The sequence below is a fragment of the Brevundimonas sp. UBA4553 genome (assembly GCF_002387245.1).
Taxonomy (GTDB): Bacteria; Pseudomonadota; Alphaproteobacteria; order Caulobacterales; family Caulobacteraceae; genus Brevundimonas.
The window spans coordinates 149,150-166,965 of the sequence record NZ_DGLD01000013.1; the positions used below are offsets into that span (position 1 = coordinate 149,150).

The 17,816-nt window shown below is 67.8% G+C and carries 20 protein-coding genes; 15 read left to right on the plus strand and 5 right to left on the minus strand.

What is annotated here, in order from left to right:
* The first annotated feature begins 9 nt into the window (after positions 1-9).
* Positions 10-1,539: a F0F1 ATP synthase subunit beta gene (gene atpD / locus B4A39_RS08345; RefSeq protein ID WP_292035333.1), complete on the plus strand. Its 1,530-nt coding sequence runs from the start codon at positions 10-12 to the stop codon at positions 1,537-1,539.
* Positions 1,540-1,542: 3 nt separating this feature from the next.
* Entirely contained in the window at positions 1,543-1,812 is a 270-nt protein-coding gene (locus B4A39_RS08350; protein WP_292035335.1) for an ATP synthase F1 subunit epsilon, read from the plus strand.
* A 62-nt stretch (positions 1,813-1,874) separates the two neighbouring features.
* Here the strand turns inward: B4A39_RS08350 and B4A39_RS08355 are convergent, their stop codons facing one another.
* Positions 1,875-2,357 carry an RNA pyrophosphohydrolase gene (locus B4A39_RS08355; protein ID WP_292035337.1) on the minus strand — a complete coding sequence of 161 codons (483 nt, stop codon included), beginning with the start codon at positions 2,355-2,357 and terminating at the stop codon, positions 1,875-1,877.
* Positions 2,358-2,435: 78 nt separating this feature from the next.
* On the opposite strand from B4A39_RS08355, the gene B4A39_RS08360 reads away from it, so the two are divergent.
* On the plus strand, positions 2,436-2,840 hold the full coding sequence (locus B4A39_RS08360) for a Tat pathway signal protein (RefSeq protein WP_292035340.1): 405 nt from the start codon (positions 2,436-2,438) through the stop codon (positions 2,838-2,840).
* Between the two features lie 105 nt (positions 2,841-2,945).
* Here B4A39_RS08360 and B4A39_RS08365 read toward each other — a convergent pair whose 3' ends face one another.
* A complete protein-coding gene (locus tag B4A39_RS08365; RefSeq protein WP_292035342.1) occupies positions 2,946-3,920 on the minus strand; it encodes an ABC transporter ATP-binding protein in 975 nt (324 codons plus the stop codon).
* Between the two features lie 187 nt (positions 3,921-4,107).
* On the opposite strand from B4A39_RS08365, the gene B4A39_RS08370 reads away from it, so the two are divergent.
* The 11 genes from B4A39_RS08370 to B4A39_RS08420 all read left to right on the plus strand — a co-directional run bounded on the left by B4A39_RS08370 (position 4,108) and on the right by B4A39_RS08420 (position 12,135).
* Entirely contained in the window at positions 4,108-4,401 is a 294-nt protein-coding gene (locus tag B4A39_RS08370; protein WP_292035345.1) for a hypothetical protein, read from the plus strand.
* 57 nt (positions 4,402-4,458) lie between these two features.
* The gene (locus tag B4A39_RS08375; protein ID WP_292035349.1) at positions 4,459-4,695 is read left to right on the plus strand and encodes a zinc-finger domain-containing protein; all 237 of its coding nucleotides are present in this window, start codon (positions 4,459-4,461) and stop codon (positions 4,693-4,695) included.
* Positions 4,696-4,698: 3 nt separating this feature from the next.
* Positions 4,699-5,139, plus strand: coding sequence for a VOC family protein (locus B4A39_RS08380; RefSeq protein WP_292035352.1), 441 nt, complete (start codon positions 4,699-4,701; stop codon positions 5,137-5,139).
* A 1-nt stretch (position 5,140) separates the two neighbouring features.
* Entirely contained in the window at positions 5,141-5,758 is a 618-nt protein-coding gene (locus tag B4A39_RS08385; protein ID WP_292035355.1) for a DUF6655 family protein, read from the plus strand.
* A 102-nt stretch (positions 5,759-5,860) separates the two neighbouring features.
* A complete protein-coding gene (locus B4A39_RS08390) occupies positions 5,861-6,535 on the plus strand; it encodes a nicotinate-nucleotide adenylyltransferase (protein ID WP_292035358.1) in 675 nt (224 codons plus the stop codon).
* 116 nt (positions 6,536-6,651) lie between these two features.
* A complete protein-coding gene (gene rsfS / locus B4A39_RS08395) occupies positions 6,652-7,083 on the plus strand; it encodes a ribosome silencing factor (RefSeq protein WP_292035361.1) in 432 nt (143 codons plus the stop codon).
* A 21-nt stretch (positions 7,084-7,104) separates the two neighbouring features.
* Positions 7,105-7,569 carry a 23S rRNA (pseudouridine(1915)-N(3))-methyltransferase RlmH gene (gene rlmH, locus B4A39_RS08400; RefSeq protein ID WP_178825235.1) on the plus strand — a complete coding sequence of 155 codons (465 nt, stop codon included), beginning with the start codon at positions 7,105-7,107 and terminating at the stop codon, positions 7,567-7,569.
* A 23-nt stretch (positions 7,570-7,592) separates the two neighbouring features.
* Entirely contained in the window at positions 7,593-8,663 is a 1,071-nt protein-coding gene (locus B4A39_RS08405; protein ID WP_292035366.1) for a murein hydrolase activator EnvC family protein, read from the plus strand.
* A gap of 143 nt (positions 8,664-8,806) precedes the next feature.
* Positions 8,807-10,234 carry a S41 family peptidase gene (locus B4A39_RS08410; protein ID WP_292035369.1) on the plus strand — a complete coding sequence of 476 codons (1,428 nt, stop codon included), beginning with the start codon at positions 8,807-8,809 and terminating at the stop codon, positions 10,232-10,234.
* Between the two features lie 142 nt (positions 10,235-10,376).
* Positions 10,377-11,582: a divergent polysaccharide deacetylase family protein gene (locus B4A39_RS08415; protein WP_292035371.1), complete on the plus strand. Its 1,206-nt coding sequence runs from the start codon at positions 10,377-10,379 to the stop codon at positions 11,580-11,582.
* Between the two features lie 145 nt (positions 11,583-11,727).
* Entirely contained in the window at positions 11,728-12,135 is a 408-nt protein-coding gene (locus B4A39_RS08420; protein WP_292035372.1) for a hypothetical protein, read from the plus strand.
* A gap of 211 nt (positions 12,136-12,346) precedes the next feature.
* Here the strand turns inward: B4A39_RS08420 and bioB are convergent, their stop codons facing one another.
* Together bioB and B4A39_RS08430 are read right to left on the minus strand one after the other, a co-directional pair.
* Complete coding sequence (gene bioB / locus B4A39_RS08425; RefSeq protein ID WP_292035373.1) at positions 12,347-13,363, minus strand: biotin synthase BioB; 1,017 nt, start codon at positions 13,361-13,363, stop codon at positions 12,347-12,349.
* A 65-nt stretch (positions 13,364-13,428) separates the two neighbouring features.
* Positions 13,429-14,907: a globin-coupled sensor protein gene (locus tag B4A39_RS08430; protein WP_292035374.1), complete on the minus strand. Its 1,479-nt coding sequence runs from the start codon at positions 14,905-14,907 to the stop codon at positions 13,429-13,431.
* A gap of 224 nt (positions 14,908-15,131) precedes the next feature.
* Between B4A39_RS08430 and ahcY the strand changes: the two genes are divergently transcribed.
* Complete coding sequence (gene ahcY, locus B4A39_RS08435) at positions 15,132-16,523, plus strand: adenosylhomocysteinase (protein ID WP_292035375.1); 1,392 nt, start codon at positions 15,132-15,134, stop codon at positions 16,521-16,523.
* 74 nt (positions 16,524-16,597) lie between these two features.
* On the opposite strand, the gene B4A39_RS08440 is transcribed toward ahcY, so the two are convergent.
* Positions 16,598-17,719 carry a hypothetical protein gene (locus B4A39_RS08440; protein WP_292035376.1) on the minus strand — a complete coding sequence of 374 codons (1,122 nt, stop codon included), beginning with the start codon at positions 17,717-17,719 and terminating at the stop codon, positions 16,598-16,600.
* Between the last annotated feature and the right edge of the window lie 97 nt (positions 17,720-17,816).

Genomic DNA, 17,816 nt, shown 5'->3' on the forward strand with positions numbered 1-17,816 from the left:
ACACGCACGATGACCGACACCACCGCCCCGAAGAAAACCGCAGCCAAGAAGCCGGCTGCTCCCAAGAAGGCAGCCGCCGTCGCCGCCGTCGCTGGCCAGGGCAAGATCGCCCAGGTCATCGGCGCCGTCGTCGACATCGAGTTCGAGGGCGCCCTGCCGGCGATCCTGAACGCGCTGGAAACCCAGAACGTCGACCAGAAGACGGGCCAGCCCTTCACCCTGGTTCTCGAAGTCGCCCAGCACCTGGGTGAGAACATGGTCCGCGCCATCTCGATGGACACCACCGAAGGCCTGACCCGCGGTCAGCCCGTCGTGGACACCGGCAAGTCGATCATGGCCCCGGTCGGCCCGGGCACCCTCGGCCGCATCATGAACGTCGTCGGTCAGCCGATCGACGAAGCCGGCCCGATCAAGACCACCGAATACCGCCCGATCCACAAGGAAGCTCCGACCTTCGACGAGCAGTCGACCTCGGCGGAAATCCTGGTCACGGGCATCAAGGTCATCGACCTGATCTGCCCCTACACCAAGGGCGGCAAGACCGGCCTGTTCGGCGGCGCCGGCGTGGGCAAGACCGTGACCATGCAGGAACTGATCAACAACATCGCCAAGGCTTACGGCGGTTACTCGGTTCTGGCCGGCGTGGGCGAACGCACCCGCGAAGGCAACGACCTGTATCACGAGATGATCGAGTCCAACGTGAACGTGGACCCGGCCAAGAACAACGGCTCGACCGAAGGCTCCAAGTGCGCCCTGGTCTACGGCCAGATGAACGAGCCGCCCGGCGCCCGCGCCCGCGTCGCCCTGACCGGCCTGTCGATCGCTGAATACTTCCGCGACGAAGAAGGCAAGGACGTGCTGCTGTTCGTCGACAACATCTTCCGCTTCACGCAAGCCGGTTCGGAAGTGTCGGCTCTGCTGGGCCGCATCCCCTCGGCCGTGGGCTATCAGCCGACGCTGGCCACCGAGATGGGCAACCTGCAAGAGCGCATCACCTCGACCAAGAAGGGTTCGATCACCTCGGTCCAGGCCATCTACGTTCCCGCCGACGACCTGACCGACCCGGCGCCCGCCGCCTCGTTCGCTCACTTGGATGCGACCACCGTTCTGAACCGCGACATCGCGGCCCAGGCCATCTTCCCGGCCGTGGACCCGCTGGACTCGACCTCGCGCATCATGGACCCGCTGGTCATCGGTGAAGAGCACTACACCGTCGCCCGCCGCGTTCAGGAAATCCTGCAGCAGTACAAGGCGCTGAAGGACATCATCGCCATCCTGGGCATGGACGAGCTGTCGGAAGACGACAAACTGGTCGTGTCGCGCGCCCGCAAGATCCAGCGCTTCCTGTCGCAGCCCTTCTTCGTGGCTGAGCAGTTCACCAACTCGCCGGGCAAGTTCGTCGAGCTGAAGGACACCATCCGTTCGTTCAAGGCCATCTGCGACGGCGAGTACGACCACCTTCCGGAAGCCGCCTTCTACATGGTCGGCGCCATCGAGGAAGTCGTCGAGAAGGCCGCCAAGATGGCTGCGGAAGTCTGATCCATGGCTGGTAAGCTGAACTTCTCCCTCGTCGCCCCGGAACGCGAAATCTTCGCGGGCTCGGTCGATCAGGTCGATGCGCCGGGCGTCGAGGGCGACTTCGGCGTCCTGCCGGGCCACGCGCCCTTCATGACCACCCTGCGCGAGGGCGTCGTGACCCTCTATGACGGCGCCGTGCGTCGTCAGTTCGCGGTCAAGGGCGGCTTCGCCGACATCAACGCCCAGGGTCTCAGCATCCTGGCGGAAGAAGCCTCGGAAATCGTCGAAGCCTGAGGCTTCTGCGAGACCGACAAGATCAGGGCCCTTCGCTTCGGCGGAGGGTCTTTTTCTTGAAGTCAGCTCTTCGGCAGGTCCTCGAAGGCCGCCACCACCTGCTGATAGACCTCGCGCTTGAACGGTACGATCAGGTCGGGGGCTTCCTCCAGCGCGCCCCAGCGCCAGGCGTCGAACTCGGGCTCGCCGTGGGCCGCCAGATCGAATTCGGAATCCTCGCCGGTGAAGCGGAAGGCGAACCAGACCTGCTTCTGACCCTTGAAGCCCTTCCAGGCCTTCGGTCCGCCCATGCCCGCGGGAAAGTCGTAGACGATCCAGCCGCCGGTCCGCCCCAGCAGTTCGACCGAGCGGACGCCGGTCTCTTCCTGCAACTCCCGCAGGGCCGCCACCGCCAGATCCTCGCCCTCGTCCACGCCGCCTTGCGGGAACTGCCAGTTCCACGGCTCGGGGGTGTTCGCCCGGCGACCCAGCCAGACCTGGCCGGCGGCGTTGAACAGCACGACCCCGACATTGGGGCGATAGGCGGAAAGATCAGTCTGGCTCATCCGATCCGATTACGCCCCGCCGCGTCGGCCCGCCAGCCGTAACCGGGCCTTAAGCGGACGGGTGATAGACGCAAGGGCATGGATCGTCGCGCATTGATCGGCCTCGCCGCCCTGAGCACCGCCCTTGTCGCGGAGGCCGCCGAGGCCTCGGGCAAGAGCGAGGGCGGGGGCGCGCCCGCCAACGCCTACATCCCGCTGCCCACCGCCACGGCCACCATTCTGCGCCGCGACGGTCGCCGGGGGGTAATGACCGTCGAGGTCGGGGTCGATGTGCCCGACGCGACCCTGCGCACGCGCGCCGACCAGTCCAAGCCGCGTCTCAGCGCCGCCTACAACGAAGTGGTTCGGCTGGCGGGCGAGCGCATCCTGCCCGGCGCGCCGCCGGACGTGGAATGGCTGAGCCGGGCCCTGCAGGCGGCGACCGATCGCGTCCTGGGCCGCGCGGGGGCGAAGCTGCTGCTCGGGACGGTGATGGTGGTCTGAGGCCGCGTCTGAACGTCATTCCGGCCCGAGCAGAAGGCGAAACGCCGGGACCGCCCGCATCGACAGTAGAAGCGGCTGCGCCGCTTGCGGGATGACGAGAGGCCGTTAGTCCTGTGTCGGGCTCGGCCGGGTGGAGTCGCCGTAGGTCAGGGCCAGGAAGACGTCTTCCAGATCCGGGTCCTCGGTGGCGATGTCCTTGATGGTCACACCCGCCGCGCGCACCGCCGCCAGCACCTGTTCGACGCTGGATTCTCCGGTCCGATAGGTGACGACGAAGGCGCCGTGCGGACGCGGCGCGACCGCAAAGCCATGCAGGACCGGCAGGACGTCTTGCGGCGTCTCCGGCGTCACCACCACGTTGCGGGTGTCCAGGCGCTGCAACAGGGTCCGTGTCGGCTCGCAGGCCACGACCTCGCCTCGGTTGATGATGGCGATGGTGTCGCACAGCTCCTGGGCTTCTTCCAGGTAATGGGTGGTCAGGATGACGGTGACGCCTTCCTCGTTGATCTTGCGAACATAGTCCCACAGCTGGCGGCGCAGCTCGACGTCTACGCCCGCCGTCGGCTCGTCCAGGATCAGGACCGGCGGATTGTGCACCAGGGCCTTGGCCACCATCAGACGGCGCTTCATGCCGCCGGACAGGGCGCGGACATAGGCGTTGGCCTTGTCCGACAGGCCCAGCGCCGCCAGCAACTCGTCCGAGCGGCGCTCGTCGGCGGGCACGCCATAGAAGCCGGCCTGGACCTCCAGGGCTTCTCGCGGGGTGAAGAAGACGTCGGCGACGATCTCCTGCGGCACCACGCCCAGGGCCGCACGAGCGTCGCGCGCCTCATGGTCGATGTCGCGGTCCCAGATGCGGACGGTCCCCTCGGACTTGTTCACCACCCCGGCGATGATGTTGATCAGGGTCGACTTGCCGGCGCCGTTGGGGCCCAGCAGGCCGAACATCGAGCCGCGCGGCACGGTCAGGTCGACGCCGCGCAGGGCGGTCTTGGCCGGCGACTTCTTGTTGCCCGCATAGGTCTTCTTCAGGCCCCGCACCTCGATGGCGTTGACGGGCAGGGCAGGGGTCTCGGTCATGCGGCGGGTCACTCGGAGCGGCGGAAGCGTGCGGCATAGGTAGGGGGCCAAGGCCCGTTCGCCAAGCCGGCGTTCAGGGGATGTCGGACAAGCGTGCACGTCTTTGTGTAAATGTCGCTTGACGTTGCGTGTGGGGGTGTCTAGGTTGCTTGTCATAAAGACAACCTGCCTTGATGGAGAGATGTTCATGACCGCGCTGCAAGCCCAGATGAAGAAGCCTCTGACCAAGACCCGCCTGATCGGTTTTGCCGCCCTGGGCGTCTGCGCCATCGGCTACACCGGCATGGGGCTGGCCCTGCTGGCGGGCAAGCTGGACTATCTGGACATGACCCATGCGGCCCTGCTGGCCGCCGCCGCCGCGCTGATCGGCGAGATCGGCCTGTGGGTCGGCGCCGGTTGCCTGGGGCTGACCCTGTTCAAGAAGCGCAAGGCCATGCTGGACAAGCTGTTCGGGCGTAAGCCGCGCCCTTCGGAAGTTTGACCTTGAGGGCCGGTCCTTCTAGGAACGGCGCGAGCCTTCCAGACCCGGACCGGACCCATGCCTCCCCGCCATACCGACGCCGTCATCCCCGCCCCCGAAGAGATCGTGGTCTCGTCCAAGCGCGTCGCCTGTGACGGCGGCGGCGTCCTCGGCCACCCGTTGGTCTATCTGGAGATGGGCGAGGACGACTTTGTCGAGTGCGGCTATTGCGACCGCCGCTTCGTCCTGTCCGCCCATTCGCACCCCGAGAATGAATACCTGGACCCGGCGGCTCGCCCGCCCGAGGCCCACTGAGCCATGCGCTATCTGCACACCATGGTCCGCGTGAAGGATCTGGAGGCGTCGCTGCACTTCTATCGCGACCTGCTGGGTCTGGTGCAGACGCGCCGGATGGACAGCGAGAAGGGTCGTTTCAGCCTGATCTATCTGGCCGCGCCGCAGGATGTCGGCCGCGCCGAGGCCGAAAAGTCGCCCGAGGTCGAGCTGACCTACAACTGGGACCCCGAGGATTATCAGGGCGGTCGCAACTTCGGCCACCTCGCCTTCGCGGTCGACGACATCTACGCCGCCTGTCAGCGGCTGATGGATGGCGGCGTGACGATCAGTCGTCCGCCGCGTGACGGCCACATGGCCTTCGTCCGCTCGCCCGACGGCATCTCGATCGAATTGCTTCAGGCCGGCGAGCGCCTGGCGCCGGCCGAACCCTGGGCCTCCATGCCCAACGTCGGAGCCTGGTGATTTGATCAGGGCGCGCCTGATCGTCCTGCTGGCCGCGACCGCGGTTCTGGCCGGTTGCGCCTCGGTGACCGAGACCAATCCGGCGCGGACGGCTACCGACATGCTGCTGGTCAACCGCGCCGCCGATCGCGCGGTCGAGGGGCTGACCCTGCCGATCCCGCAGGGCGCGCGCGTCTTCATCGACGAAACCTATTTCCAGGCCGAAAACGCCCGCTACGCGCTGAGCGCCATTCGCGCCGCCCTGTCGGACGCCGGCTACGCCATCAGTCGCGACCGCGACAGCGCTGACGCCATCTTCGAGGTTCGCGCCGGCGCCCTGTCGCTGGAGCAGATGCGCCGCGTCTTCGGCATCCCCGACATGCGGGTGCCGATCAATGAGACGCTGAACGTCGTCTCCATCCCCGAGCTTTCGATCTACTCCAACCGCGACCGCATGGGCGTGGCCGAGTTTTCCGGCTTCCTCTACGACGGTCGCACCGGCCTGCCTCTGGGCGCGGTCTCCCCGATGATCGGCCAGTACAAGATCCGCAGCCACAAGGCTCTGATGGTCGTGACCTGGGGCCAGCAGCTGGCGCAGCCGGGCGAACGCGATCCGGGTTCGAGCTGGAAAGAATTCTGAGACTTTCGTCCGTCTGCTGATGCGAGACAGGGGCGGCGCGGCGTGTTAGGGCGCGGGTGAGCATAAGTCCGCCCTCTCGTCGTCGCCGCCAAAGAGCCGCCCTTGTCCTTCTTCCACGCTGGTCCCGCGCCGAAAGGCCTCGGCCCTCGACCCGGCGCCCTGCGCGACGGGCTCGGCCTGCAGCCGGGGATGAACGTCGGACTGTTCGGCGGCTCCTTCAATCCGGCGCACGACGGCCACGCCCATGTGGCCGAAACGGCGATGCGCCGCCTGGGCCTGGACCGGGTGGTCTGGCTGGTTTCGCCGCAGAACCCGCTGAAATCCAGCCGCGACACCGCGCCCCTGTCCGCGCGCATGGCCTCGGCCCGGGCGGTCGCCGCCACGGTCGGACCCGCCATGATCGTTTCGGATTTCGAAACCCGGGCGGGCGTGCAGTGGACCGTCGACACCCTGCGGGTGCTGAAGGCCCGTTATCCCGGCGTGCAGTTCGTCTGGCTGATGGGTTCGGACAATCTGGCCAGCTTCCATCGCTGGCGGGGCTGGACCGACATCATGCATCTGATGCCGGTGGCGGTGATTGCGCGGCCGGGCAGCCAACTGGACAGCCGCTCCGCCCCGGCCGCCTCGCGCTATGCGCGTTTTCGCATCCCGGCGCCTCGCGCGGGCCTGCTGCCCAGCCTCGAAGCGCCCGCCTGGACCTATCTGACGGCCCCGCTCAATCCGCGCTCCTCGACGGCGATTCGTCGGGGCGAGGCGTCGAATCTCCGCGGTGGGTGACCTTTCGGCGGGAACGTGCTAGATTGCCCCTTTAGTAATCTCCCCGGAGCCCTCCGCTGACCCCCTCGCCCGCGCACGATGCGCAAGACGCCGCCGTTTCCAACGCGGCCCACGAAATGGACCCGATGGATTCCGTCCATTCCGAAGACGGTCAGGTCGAAGGCGGTCCCAGTTTCGGCGATCAGGCCCCGCTGCCGGTCGGCCTGACCGATCTGGAACGCGCCATCATCACCAAGCTCGACGACGACAAGGCGCTCGACATGGTCCTCATCGACCTGCGCGGCAAAAGCCCGATGTCCGACGCCATGATCGTGGCCTCGGGCCGGTCGAACCGTCACGTCGGCGCCCTGGCCGATCACCTGCTGCGCCTGTTCAAGGACATGGGTCTGGGCAAGGTGAAGGTCGAAGGCCTGCCGCACTGTGACTGGGTGCTGCTGGACGCCGGCGACGTCATCGTCCACCTGTTCCGCCCCGAAGTGCGCACCTTCTACAACATCGAGAAGATCTGGGCGATCGACAGCGCCCACCGCGGCGCCGGCGCCGCCTGATCCTCGAGCCGGGCTGACTGCATGAAGCTGGCGATCGCGGCCATCGGCAAGCCGGGCCGCGGTCCGGAGGCCGCTCTGGCCGACGACTACGCCCGACGGGCGACCCTTGCGGGTCGTCCGCTGGGCTTGGGCCCGCTCGAGTTGGTCGATCTCGAACCCCGTAAATCCGGCAAGGCGCCCGAGGCTGAGTTGATCCTGGCCGCCGCCGAGGGCGCGCACCTGATCGCCTGCGACGAGCGCGGCAAGACCTATTCCTCCCGCGCCTTCGCCGATCATATCGCCGCCCTCCGCGACCAGGGCGAGCGGCGTCTGGTCTTCGCCATCGGCGGGGCGGATGGTCTGGATGAAAGCGTGCGCCGCGCCGCCCGCTCGACTCTGGCCTTTGGACCTCAGACCTGGCCCCACGCCCTGGCTCGCGCCATGCTGGCCGAACAACTCTATCGCGCCGTGACCATCCTGTCCGGCTCTCCCTATCACCGCGACTGATGCGCCGGGGGGCGGGGCTTCTGTTGCTGTCCGGGGGCCTGGCCCTGGTTCTGGCCGGGCCGGCGTCCAGCCAGCGCGCCGCCGCGCCCAATCCTGAACTGACCCGGCTGCAGGCGGAGTATCGCGACGAGACCGCTCGCGCTCGTCGCCTGCGCGCCGAGGCCGCCGCCGCCGGCGACGAGGTGGTCGACCTGGATCGCCAGTTGGCGGCCCTGCGCCGGGCCGAGGCCGAGGACGACGTGCAACTGGAAGCCCAGCGCGCCCGTCTGAAGGAGCTGGGCGACCGCGAGGCCGCCCTGGTCGCCTCCCTTTCCCGGGAACGCGCCAGTCAGGGACGCCTGTTGTCGGCCCTTCAGATGATGAGCCGCAAGCCGCCGCCGCCCCTGCTGATCCCGGCGGACAAGGCGGTGGATACCGTGCGCGCCTCCATCCTCATCCGCGCCATGACCCCCGAACTGCAGGGGCGGGCCAGGTCCCTGGTCGAGCGTCAGGCCGAGGTGATCCGCATTCGTCGTCTGGCCGCCCTGTCCAGCGAGCGCCTGTTCACCGTCGAGAGCGCGCAAGGCGACCGTCGCGCCGAGATCGAGAGCCTGTCGGCCCGGAAGGTCGCCCTGCGCGCCGTCCTGCGCGCGGAGGCCGCTCGCGCAGAACGGGCCACCCGGTCGCTGGAGGCCCGCATCCGCGAGTTGGGCGGTCAAGCGCCGGTTATCGCCGAAGTCACGGTCGAAGCCCCTGCCGCCCGTCTGCCCGCCGGGCGCAGCCGCCTGACCGCCCCGGTCCAGGGCGCGCCGTCGCAGCGCTTCGGCGGCGGTTCCAGCGGGTGGCGCTGGCGCTCCAGTCATGAGGTCATCGCCGCCCCGGCCGCCGCGCGCGTCGCCTACGCCGGGCCGCTGAAGGAATGGGGCGAGGTGGTCATTCTCGATCTGGGACCCGGCTGGCGCGTCGTCGTGGCCGGACTGGATCAGCTGTCGGTCGACACCGGCCAGCGCGTCGCCGACGGCCAGGCCCTGGGCCGCACGGGCGAGGACGGCGAGGCCTATTTCGAGCTGCGTCGCGATGAACGGCCCATCGACCCGGCGCCCTGGCTGCAATAGTCCGCGATAGGGCCGGGTCCGCGCGAAAGTCCTTTCAAATCCGCGCCGAGGCTGATTGTATCGTCACATCTGACGTCGGCGGCTGAACGCCTGCGCCTCCCTGGACGACCGGAGCCCGCGCGGGTCCGATGGAAAGACACCGAATGCGTAAACTGCTTCTCATCGGTTGCGCCGCCCTGGCCCTGGGCGGATCGGCGGCGGCTGTCGCCAGCCAGACCCCGCGCAACGAGACCTTCCGCATGCTCCAGATGTTCGGCGACGTGCTGGGCATCGTCGAGCAGGCCTATGTGGTGCCGGTCGACAACAAGAAGCTGATCGAGGCGGCGCTGTCGGGGATGATGACGGCGCTGGACCCGCACTCCAACTATCTGCCGCCCAAGTCCTATGGCGAACTGCGCGAACGGACGACGGGCGAATATTCCGGCGTGGGTCTGACCATCACCTCCGAGGGCGGCCTGGTGAAGGTGATCTCGCCGATGGACGACAGCCCCGCCGGCCGCGCCGGGGTGCAGGCGGGCGACGTCATCAGCGCCATCGACGGCCAGAACGCCGCCGGCCTGACCGTGTCCGAGGTGTCCGAGAAGCTGCGCGGAGCCATCGGCGCCAGCGTGACCGTCACCTTCCTGCGCGACGGCGAGGAGCCGCGCGAAGTGGTCCTGACGCGCGAGGTCATCAAGGTCGAGTCCGTCACGGGACGACTGGAAGGCGACTTCGGCTACCTGCGCATCTCGACCTTCAACGAGAATACCGGCCGCGAACTGACCGAGACCATCAACCGCCTGAAGGCCGAGAAGCCGGGCATCAAGGGCTACGTCCTCGACCTTCGCAATAACGGCGGCGGGCTGCTGAACGCCGCGATCGACGTGTCGGACACCTTCATGGAACGGGGCGAGATCGTCAGCCAGCGCGGCCGCAAGCCCGACGACATCGAACGCTACGCCGCTAAGCCGGGTGACCTGACCGGCGGGCTGCCGCTGGTGGTCCTGATCAACTACGGCTCGGCCTCGGCCTCGGAGATCGTGGCCGGCGCCCTGAAGGATCAGGAACGGGCGACCGTGGTCGGCCTGACCAGCTTCGGCAAGGGATCGGTGCAGACTGTCATCCCCCTGCGCGGCGGGGCCGACGGCGCCCTGTCCATCACCACGGCGCGCTATTTCACGCCGTCGGGCCGGTCGATCCAGAAGATCGGCATCGAACCGGACCTCGAGGTCGCCCGTTCCGAGGCCGAGGCGCGCATCGTCTCGCGTTCCAGCTTCATCTATTCCGAGGCCGCCTACGCCACGGCGCTGGACTCCTCCATCGGGGCCGAGCGCAAGGGGCCGCACACCCCGCACGAGGCGCCGGGCGAGGGCTTCGACAAGACCAAGGACTATCAGCTGCAGCGCGCCCTGGACGTCCTGCGCGCGGGCGGCGACCTGACCCGACTGGCCGCCGCGCCGGATACGGTCGTGGTCACGGCGCCTGGGACCAAGCCGATCGAGACGGCGGAGACTGCGTCCACAGACACGCCCGCGGCCTCGCCGGCGCGCACGCCTGAGATCACGCCGGGCAACGAGCCGAAGAAGGACTGATCCTTCCTCGGCGTCGCCGCCGCCAACGTGGTGAATGGTGCGTTAGGGTTTCTTAACCGGCGCTCGGGATAAGTGAGGCTTGAGGAGCGTCGCGTCGTGCGGCGCTCCAGTCCGCCCCTGACGTTCGAGCGCCGCCCTGTCCATGTTCGCCAAGCGCCAGTCCGCCCTCGCCGCCACCGCCGGCCTGCCGCCGGAGGCGCGCTCGCGCCTGACGCGCGACACGATCGTCGCCGCGCTGAAGAAGCCGCCGGTCGCCGTAGGCGCGGCGGGCGTCTTCCTTCTGGCCGCCGGGGTGCTGTTCGTGGCGGTGCTGGGCGACCCGCGCGCCGGCGCGCCTTCCGCGCGCGTGGCGCTGCAACGCCCGGTCGCCGCCGCAGCCCCTGCGCCGACCGGCGTCGACGCCTTCGCCATGAGCGGCCTCGATCTCTATCAGGACATGGCGGGCGGCGATCCGGCCCTGCTGGATCCCAATGGCGCGGCGGGGCACGAGGCCCTGATCACCCTGCCCGACGGCGCCAGCGTGGCGGGCGGCTCGGCCATCGTTGCGCCCGTTCGCGCGCCCTCGAACCCTCTGCCCAAGGCCCCGATCGCGGGCCTGTTCTCGCCCGGTCCCAACGGCCCCCTGCCGCGCATCGCGCCGGACGGCCGCGTCCCGGCCCAGGCCTACGCCCGGCCCTTCCGCTCGAACGGCAAGCCCATGGTGTCGCTGGTCGTCGGCGGTCTGGGCCTGAACGCCGTCACCACCCGCGCCGCCATTGAACGCCTGCCCGCCGAGGTGACGCTCAGCTTCGTGCCCTACGCCGAAGGGCTGCAAGCCTGGATCGACATGGCCCGTGCCCAGGGGCACGAGGTGATGATCGAGCTGCCGATGGAGCCGACCGGCTATCCCGACAACGACCCCGGCCCCTACACCCTGCTGTCCAGCGGCGGCGCCGACGACGTCGAGGTCAAACTGGACTGGCTGCTGGGCCGCGCTACGGGCTATTTCGGCGTGACCAACTATCTGGGCGACCGGTTCGCGACCTCGGACGAAGGCATGGGCGCCATGCTGGCCGTCCTGCGCCAGCGCGGCGTGGCCTTCCTCGATGACGGCTCCATGCGCAGGAAGCCCGGCGCCTTCGCCCGCGCCAGCGCCGACCGCATCATCGACGAGAGCCAGACCCCGGCCGCCATCATGGGCCAGCTCAACGCCCTGGAAGCCGCCGCCAAGACGCGCGGCGCAGCGCTCGGAACCGGCTTCTCTTACCCCGTCACCGTCGAAGCCGCCGCCCGCTGGACCGCCGGACTTGAAGCGCGCGGCCTGCAACTGGCCCCGGCCTCGGCCATGACGCGGCGACCGGGGCGGTAAGCTCTCCCGCCGAGGCTTGGGCGTTTTGAATGGCGGCTACGGGCGGTTTGCTGACCTTCGCATACATGGAGTGAGGCCCCAACTGGCTTGCTGCACCAGTCTGCTTGGCCGACACTGAGCAAGGTTGAGCTTCGCGAGGGGTGTGATGAAGTGGTGGGCTATTGCTGCGGGGTGTGCCGTTCTAGCCATCGGTGCCGCCTTTATCGTGCTGGGAATAATCCCCCAGCGTGAGCTGTCAGTGACTGCGGTTGCCAAGATAACAATTGAACTGGGACCGGATAACTATGCAATCGGCGTTGATGACTATGCCAACTTCGATTTGGGTTCATTTGCAGGTCTATCAGAAGCTCAGTGCATCGCTCGTGAGCATTGTTCCGTCAGGATATGGCGCGAAAGAGATATGCCTGATGCGTCCTCTCTAAACAGGGAGCAGATCAAATCGCAGCTTTTTGCCTTCAAGACCGATCAGAATAAGGCACGGATCGGGTTTAACTGCCGCCTCTATCGAGAAGTCCCAAGCAATATGTGCTTGGGTGTTTTGAAGATGGAATAAGCGCAGGTCGCGATAAGCGCTCGCGTTCTCTCATGTCTGTCAGGAAGGTCCGCAACGGGTCGTAAGCAGTCCCCAGCCCTGACGCCGCAAATGGACATTGGCGTTTGGCTCAGAGCGGCGTCGATTGGGCCGTTCAGGACGAAGCGGGGCGTAGGCATGGGCGTGAGCGGCGCTCGCCCCTGTATCCTTGGCTGGCGCTGTTCGTAACGGCCTAGCTTCGCGCCTCGACCTTCAGCGGCATGGGCTTGAGATCCAGCAGGGCGAACAGCCTGGCGTCGTCGTCTTCTTCCGGGTTGGGCGTGGTCAGCAGCTTGCCGCCGACGAAGATGGAGTTGGCGCCGGCCAGGAAGCACAGGGCCTGCATCTCCGGCGTCATGCCTTCGCGACCGGCCGACAGGCGGACCATGGACCGGGGGCAGACGATGCGGGCGACGGCGACGGTGCGGACGAACTCGATCGGGTCGATCTCGCCCTCCTTCAGCACGCGCTCGCCCAGGGGCGTGCCGCCGACGGGGACCAGGGCGTTGACCGGCAGGCTGTCGGGATGGACGGGCAGGGTGGCCAGGGCGTGCAGCAGGCCGGCGCGGTCGCGACGTTTCTCGCCCATGCCGACGATGCCGCCGCAGCAGGTGTTCATGCCCGCGTCGCGGACGTGCTGCAGCGTCTCCAGCCGGTCCTGATAGGAGCGGGTCGTCACCACCTCGGCGTAATACTCGGGCCCGGTGTCGAGGTTGTGGTTGTAGTAGTCGAGGCCCGCGTCCTTCAGCTGTTTCGCCTGGTCGGCGTTCAGCATCCCCAAGGTGGCGCAGGTCTCCAGGCCGAGCGCCTTCACGCCCGAGATCATGGCCGCCAGCTTGGGCGTGTCGCGGTCCTTCAACTCGCGCCAGGCGGCGCCCATGCAGAAGCGGCTGGCCCCGCCAGCCTTGGCCGCCATGGCCTCGGCGATGACGGCGGTCGGCTCCATCAGCTTCTCGGCCTTGAGGCCCGTCTTGAAGCTGGCCGATTGCGAGCAGTAGCCGCAGTTCTCGGCGCAGCCGCCGGTCTTGACCGACAGCAGCTGCGACTTCTGCACCTCGCTGGGGTCGAAGGTGCGGCGGTGCACGGTCGCCGCCTCGAACACCAGCTCCATGAAGGGGCGGGCGAACAGGGCCTCGACCTCCTCCAGCGTCCAGTCGTGGCGGGGGATCGAGAAATCGCGGGCGGGTCGGATCGAAGCGTCGTCAGCCATGGCGACGGCTTAGCCGTGCGCGACGGCGCGGCCAAGCCGGAATTCCCAAGCCGGTGTTCGCTGGATTAGCCGACCGCGCGCAGCTGCGGCGCGGCGCCGCGGTCCAGACGGAAGCGGCTGACCTGCTGGTGCAGGCCGACGGCCTCGGTGGCCAACTGCCGGGCGGCGGCGGTGGCCTCTTCGGTCATGGCGGCGTTCTGCTGGGTGATGTCGTCCATCTCGCCCATGGTGCGGCGGACGCGGGCCAGACCTTCGGCCTGTTCCTGGGCTGAACCGGCGATGCCGCCGGCCAGTCCGTCGATGGCCACGACGCGGCCGCCGATCCGCTCCAGCGCCTCGCCGGTGCGTTCGACCAGATCGACGCCGCGCGCCACCTGGGCCGAGGATGTCGAGATCAGGGTGCGGATCTCGCCCGAGGCTTCGGACGAGCGTTGGGCCAGGGCGCGCACTTCCTGGGCCACCACGGCGAAGCCGCGACCGGCGTCGCCGGCGCGGGCCGCCTCGACCCCGGCGTTCAGGGCCAGCAGATTGGTCTGGAAGGCGATCTCGTCGATCAGGCTGGTGAAGCGGGCGATGCCGGTCGAGGATTCGGCGATGGCGTGAATGGCGTTGACCGCCTCTCCGACCACCTGGCTGCTTTCCTCGACGTCGATGCGGGCGGCGGCCAGGGCCTCGGCGGTCTGGCGGGCGTTGTCGGCGGTCGAGGCCACGGCGCGGGCGATGGCGTCTGCCTCGTGGACCGTACGCTCCAGATTGGCGGCCTGACGTTCGGTGCGGCTGGCCAGGTCTTCGGAGGCGGTGGCCAACTGGTTGGAGCCGGCGCTCAGGCTCTGCACGCTGTCGGCCACGGCGCGGACGGCGGTGCGCAGGGCGCGGGTGGCGGCGTGGAAGTCGTTCTGCAGGCTGCGGTACTGTTCGGGGAAGACGCCGGGAATGGTGGTCGACAGGTCGTTCTCGGCCAGATCATGCAGGGCGGCGCCCAGGGCGCGGACCACCTCGGTCTGACGCGCCTCGGCCTCGTCGTGGGCGGCCTGGACCTTGTCGCGTTGCTCCTGCAGCACCTCGAGGTAGATGGAGATGGCCAGGTCCATGTCCAGCATGACCCGCTGGGTCAGCTCGGCCACGGCCTCGGCGGTGACGCGGTCGTGCTCGCGCTTGTTGGCCCAGAACTTCCGGGGACGCTCGGCGATGGCGCGGGTCAGGTGGGCCAGGATGACGCTGTAGCCGCCGATGTACCAGCGCGGCTCCAGCCCGATGCGGGCGTGGACATGGCCGATGGTGCGCACGGACTTGGCGTAGTCGGCGTCGGCGCGGCCGTCGATGATGGCGTCCCAGTGGCGCTGCTGCGCCGTGCTGGCGGCGGTGATATGCGACTCTTCGCGGAAGAAGCGGCGGGTCGTCGGCTCGGCGCGCACCCGGTCGTAGAAGGCGGCGAGAGCGATCGGCGTCTGCGCCCGCAACAGCGGCCCCATGGCGCGGTATCCTGCCGAGGCCTGGCCCAGGCCCATGAAGCCCATGCGGTGGTCGATGTTTTCGCCCGCCATGATCGTCGTCTCGCTACCTACGCCGGCGCAGGGGAGCGCGCCTGTTTATCCCTTTGAACCTTAGGGGTATTGCGGCTCTTAAGAGGGGGGTGCGTAGAATCCCTTAGGCCGACGTCGCCACTCAAGCCGGGCCTCATATAAAGACATCCTTATGTGTTGATTGCCCCCGGGCTGCGGGCGCGCTATAGCGACGCCTTGCAAATCCTCGCCGCGAGAGCTTCCGTATGACCGACTATATCGTTCGCGACATTTCCCTGGCCGATTTCGGCAACAAGGAAATCGCCATCGCCGAAACCGAAATGCCGGGCCTGATGGCGCTGCGCGACGAGTTCGGCGCCGCCAAGCCGCTGAAGGGCGCCCGCATCGCCGGCAGCCTGCACATGACCATCCAGACGGCGGTCCTGATCCAGACGCTGGAAGCCCTGGGCGCCGAAGTGCGCTGGGCCTCGTGCAACATCTTCTCGACCCAGGACCACGCCGCCGCCGCCATCGCGGCCGCCGGCACGCCGGTCTTCGCCACCAAGGGCGAGACCCTGGAAGAATACTGGGACTACGCCCACAAGATCTTCGAATGGGCGGACGGCGGCTATCCGAACCTGATCCTCGACGACGGCGGCGACGCCACCCTGCTGTGCGTGCTCGGCCCGAAGGCCGAGAAGGACATCTCGGTCCTGGCGAACCCGCAGAATGAGGAAGAAGAAGCCCTCTTCAAGGTGATGAAGCGCTACATCGCCGAGAAGCCCGGCTTCTACTCGGCCATCCGCGACGCCATCGGCGGCGTGTCGGAAGAGACGACCACGGGCGTTCACCGCCTGTATCAGATGGCCGAGCGCGGCGAGCTGCCGTTCCCGGCGATCAACGTCAACGACAGCGTCACCAAGTCGAAGTTCGACAACCTGTACGGCTGCCGTGAATCCCTGGTCGACGCCATCCGTCGGGGCACTGACGTCATGCTGTCGGGCAAGGTCGCCGTGGTCTGCGGCTACGGCGACGTGGGCAAGGGCTCGGCCGCTTCGCTGCGCAACGGCGGCGCTCGCGTCATCGTCACCGAGATCGACCCCATCTGCGCCCTGCAGGCCGCCATGGAAGGTTACGAAGTCCAGACCCTGGAAGACGTCGCCGACAAGGCCGACATCTTCGTCACCACGACGGGCAACAAGGACGTCATCCGCGTCGAGCACATGCGCGCCATGCGCAACAACGCCATCGTCTGCAACATCGGTCACTTCGACTCGGAAATTCAGGTCGCCGGCCTGAAGAATTTCAAGTGGGACGAGATCAAGCCGCAGGTCCACCACATCGAGTTCCCGGACGGCAAGAAGATCATCCTGCTGTCGGAAGGCCGTCTGGTGAACCTGGGCAACGCGACCGGCCACCCGTCCTTCGTGATGTCGGCTTCGTTCACCAACCAGACCCTGGCCCAGATCGAACTGTGGACCAACGCCAAGTCCTACGGAAACAAGGTCTACACCCTGCCCAAGCACCTGGATGAGAAGGTCGCCTTCCTCCACCTGGCCAAGCTGGGCGCCAAGCTGACCACCCTGACCCAGGAACAGGCCGACTATATCTCGGTCCCGACCGAGGGCCCGTTCAAGCCGGAACACTACCGCTACTAAGACCGGCTGAAGGTCTGAAAGCAGAAACCCCGCGCCGGCGACGGCGCGGGGTTTTTCTTGCTTGAGAGCGGACGCTAGGCGGCGTCGCGGGGATCGTAGACGTCGGTCTCCCGGCCCATCAGGCCGGTCTCGAAGTCCATGAATATATCGATCAGTTCGTCGACGCCGACCGGGGGCGCCTTGGGCCCGAAGCGAAAGCGCCAGAAGCTGACGATATGCTGCACCGCCCCCAGTTGGTCGCCCAGACGCGCGAACAGGGTCGGGGCCTCCAGCAGGAAGTCACGGAAGGCGATCGGCTTGCCGTCGCGGGTCAGGCTGGCGTAGGCGTCGTCGTAGTAGCGCAGCGTCCGGCTGACTTCCTCGCACGTCTTCATGATGCGGCCGCGCAGGACGGAGCGTCCGCGGTCGATGTATTCCTTGGCGGCGCGGTCGCTGGGGCCGACGGGTTTGACCGAGCCCACTTCGTCGGCGACGACGACGATGTCGTTCATCAGGCTGGCCAGGGTCCATTTGTAATAGAGGAAGCCCTTCCAGCAGAAGACGCCCTCCTGATACTGCTCGGGTTCCAGTCTCAGGGTGGCGCGAAGCGCCTCCAGCCGGTCGCCCGGCGCATTGGACAGGATCTTCGATGCCATGCGGGCGGTCGAGCCGACCGCCGCGATCCCGCCGCCCATGCTCAGCGTGACCAGGGGTTCGATCTCGCTCTGCACGAAGGTCAGCATCCGTTCCAGGTCCGCCTCGCTGAGCGCGAAGTAGCAGGGCGCTGCATCGACCTCGCCGCGCCGCAGTTGCTCGCGCAGCAGGAAGGGGTCCAGCGACGGAAGCTGATCCATCAGCCGCAGGGTTTTCAGATCGGGGTGGTCAGGTGCGATGCCGAAGGCCTCGTGCATGGCGCGCTCGAAGCCGATCTGGTTGACAAAGACGAAGCGGCCGCCGGTCTTCAGGTCGGTGCTGTCGATCGGCACCACCACCTTGGTCGCCACCTGGCGCCGTCCGGGAAAGGAGTCGGTCTCGTTGCGCCGCAGACGGTGCTTGATGATCAGGGCGGTGTTCAACGCCGGCGTTCGGAACATGGGGCGCTCGGCCCAGTCGTCGGTCTCGCCATGCTCGTCAAAGACCTTGAGCAGGTTCAGCACCCGCGCCGTCGAGGCGGTGCGGCGCAGATGTTCCAGATTGCGGACGGCGCGATCAGTCATGGCCGCCATCCTGCCCGACAAAGATGACTAACGGCTTAGCTGTAAGCAAACAGGGCCGCCCCTTGCGAGGCGGCCCTGTTCAACGCGGATCGGAACG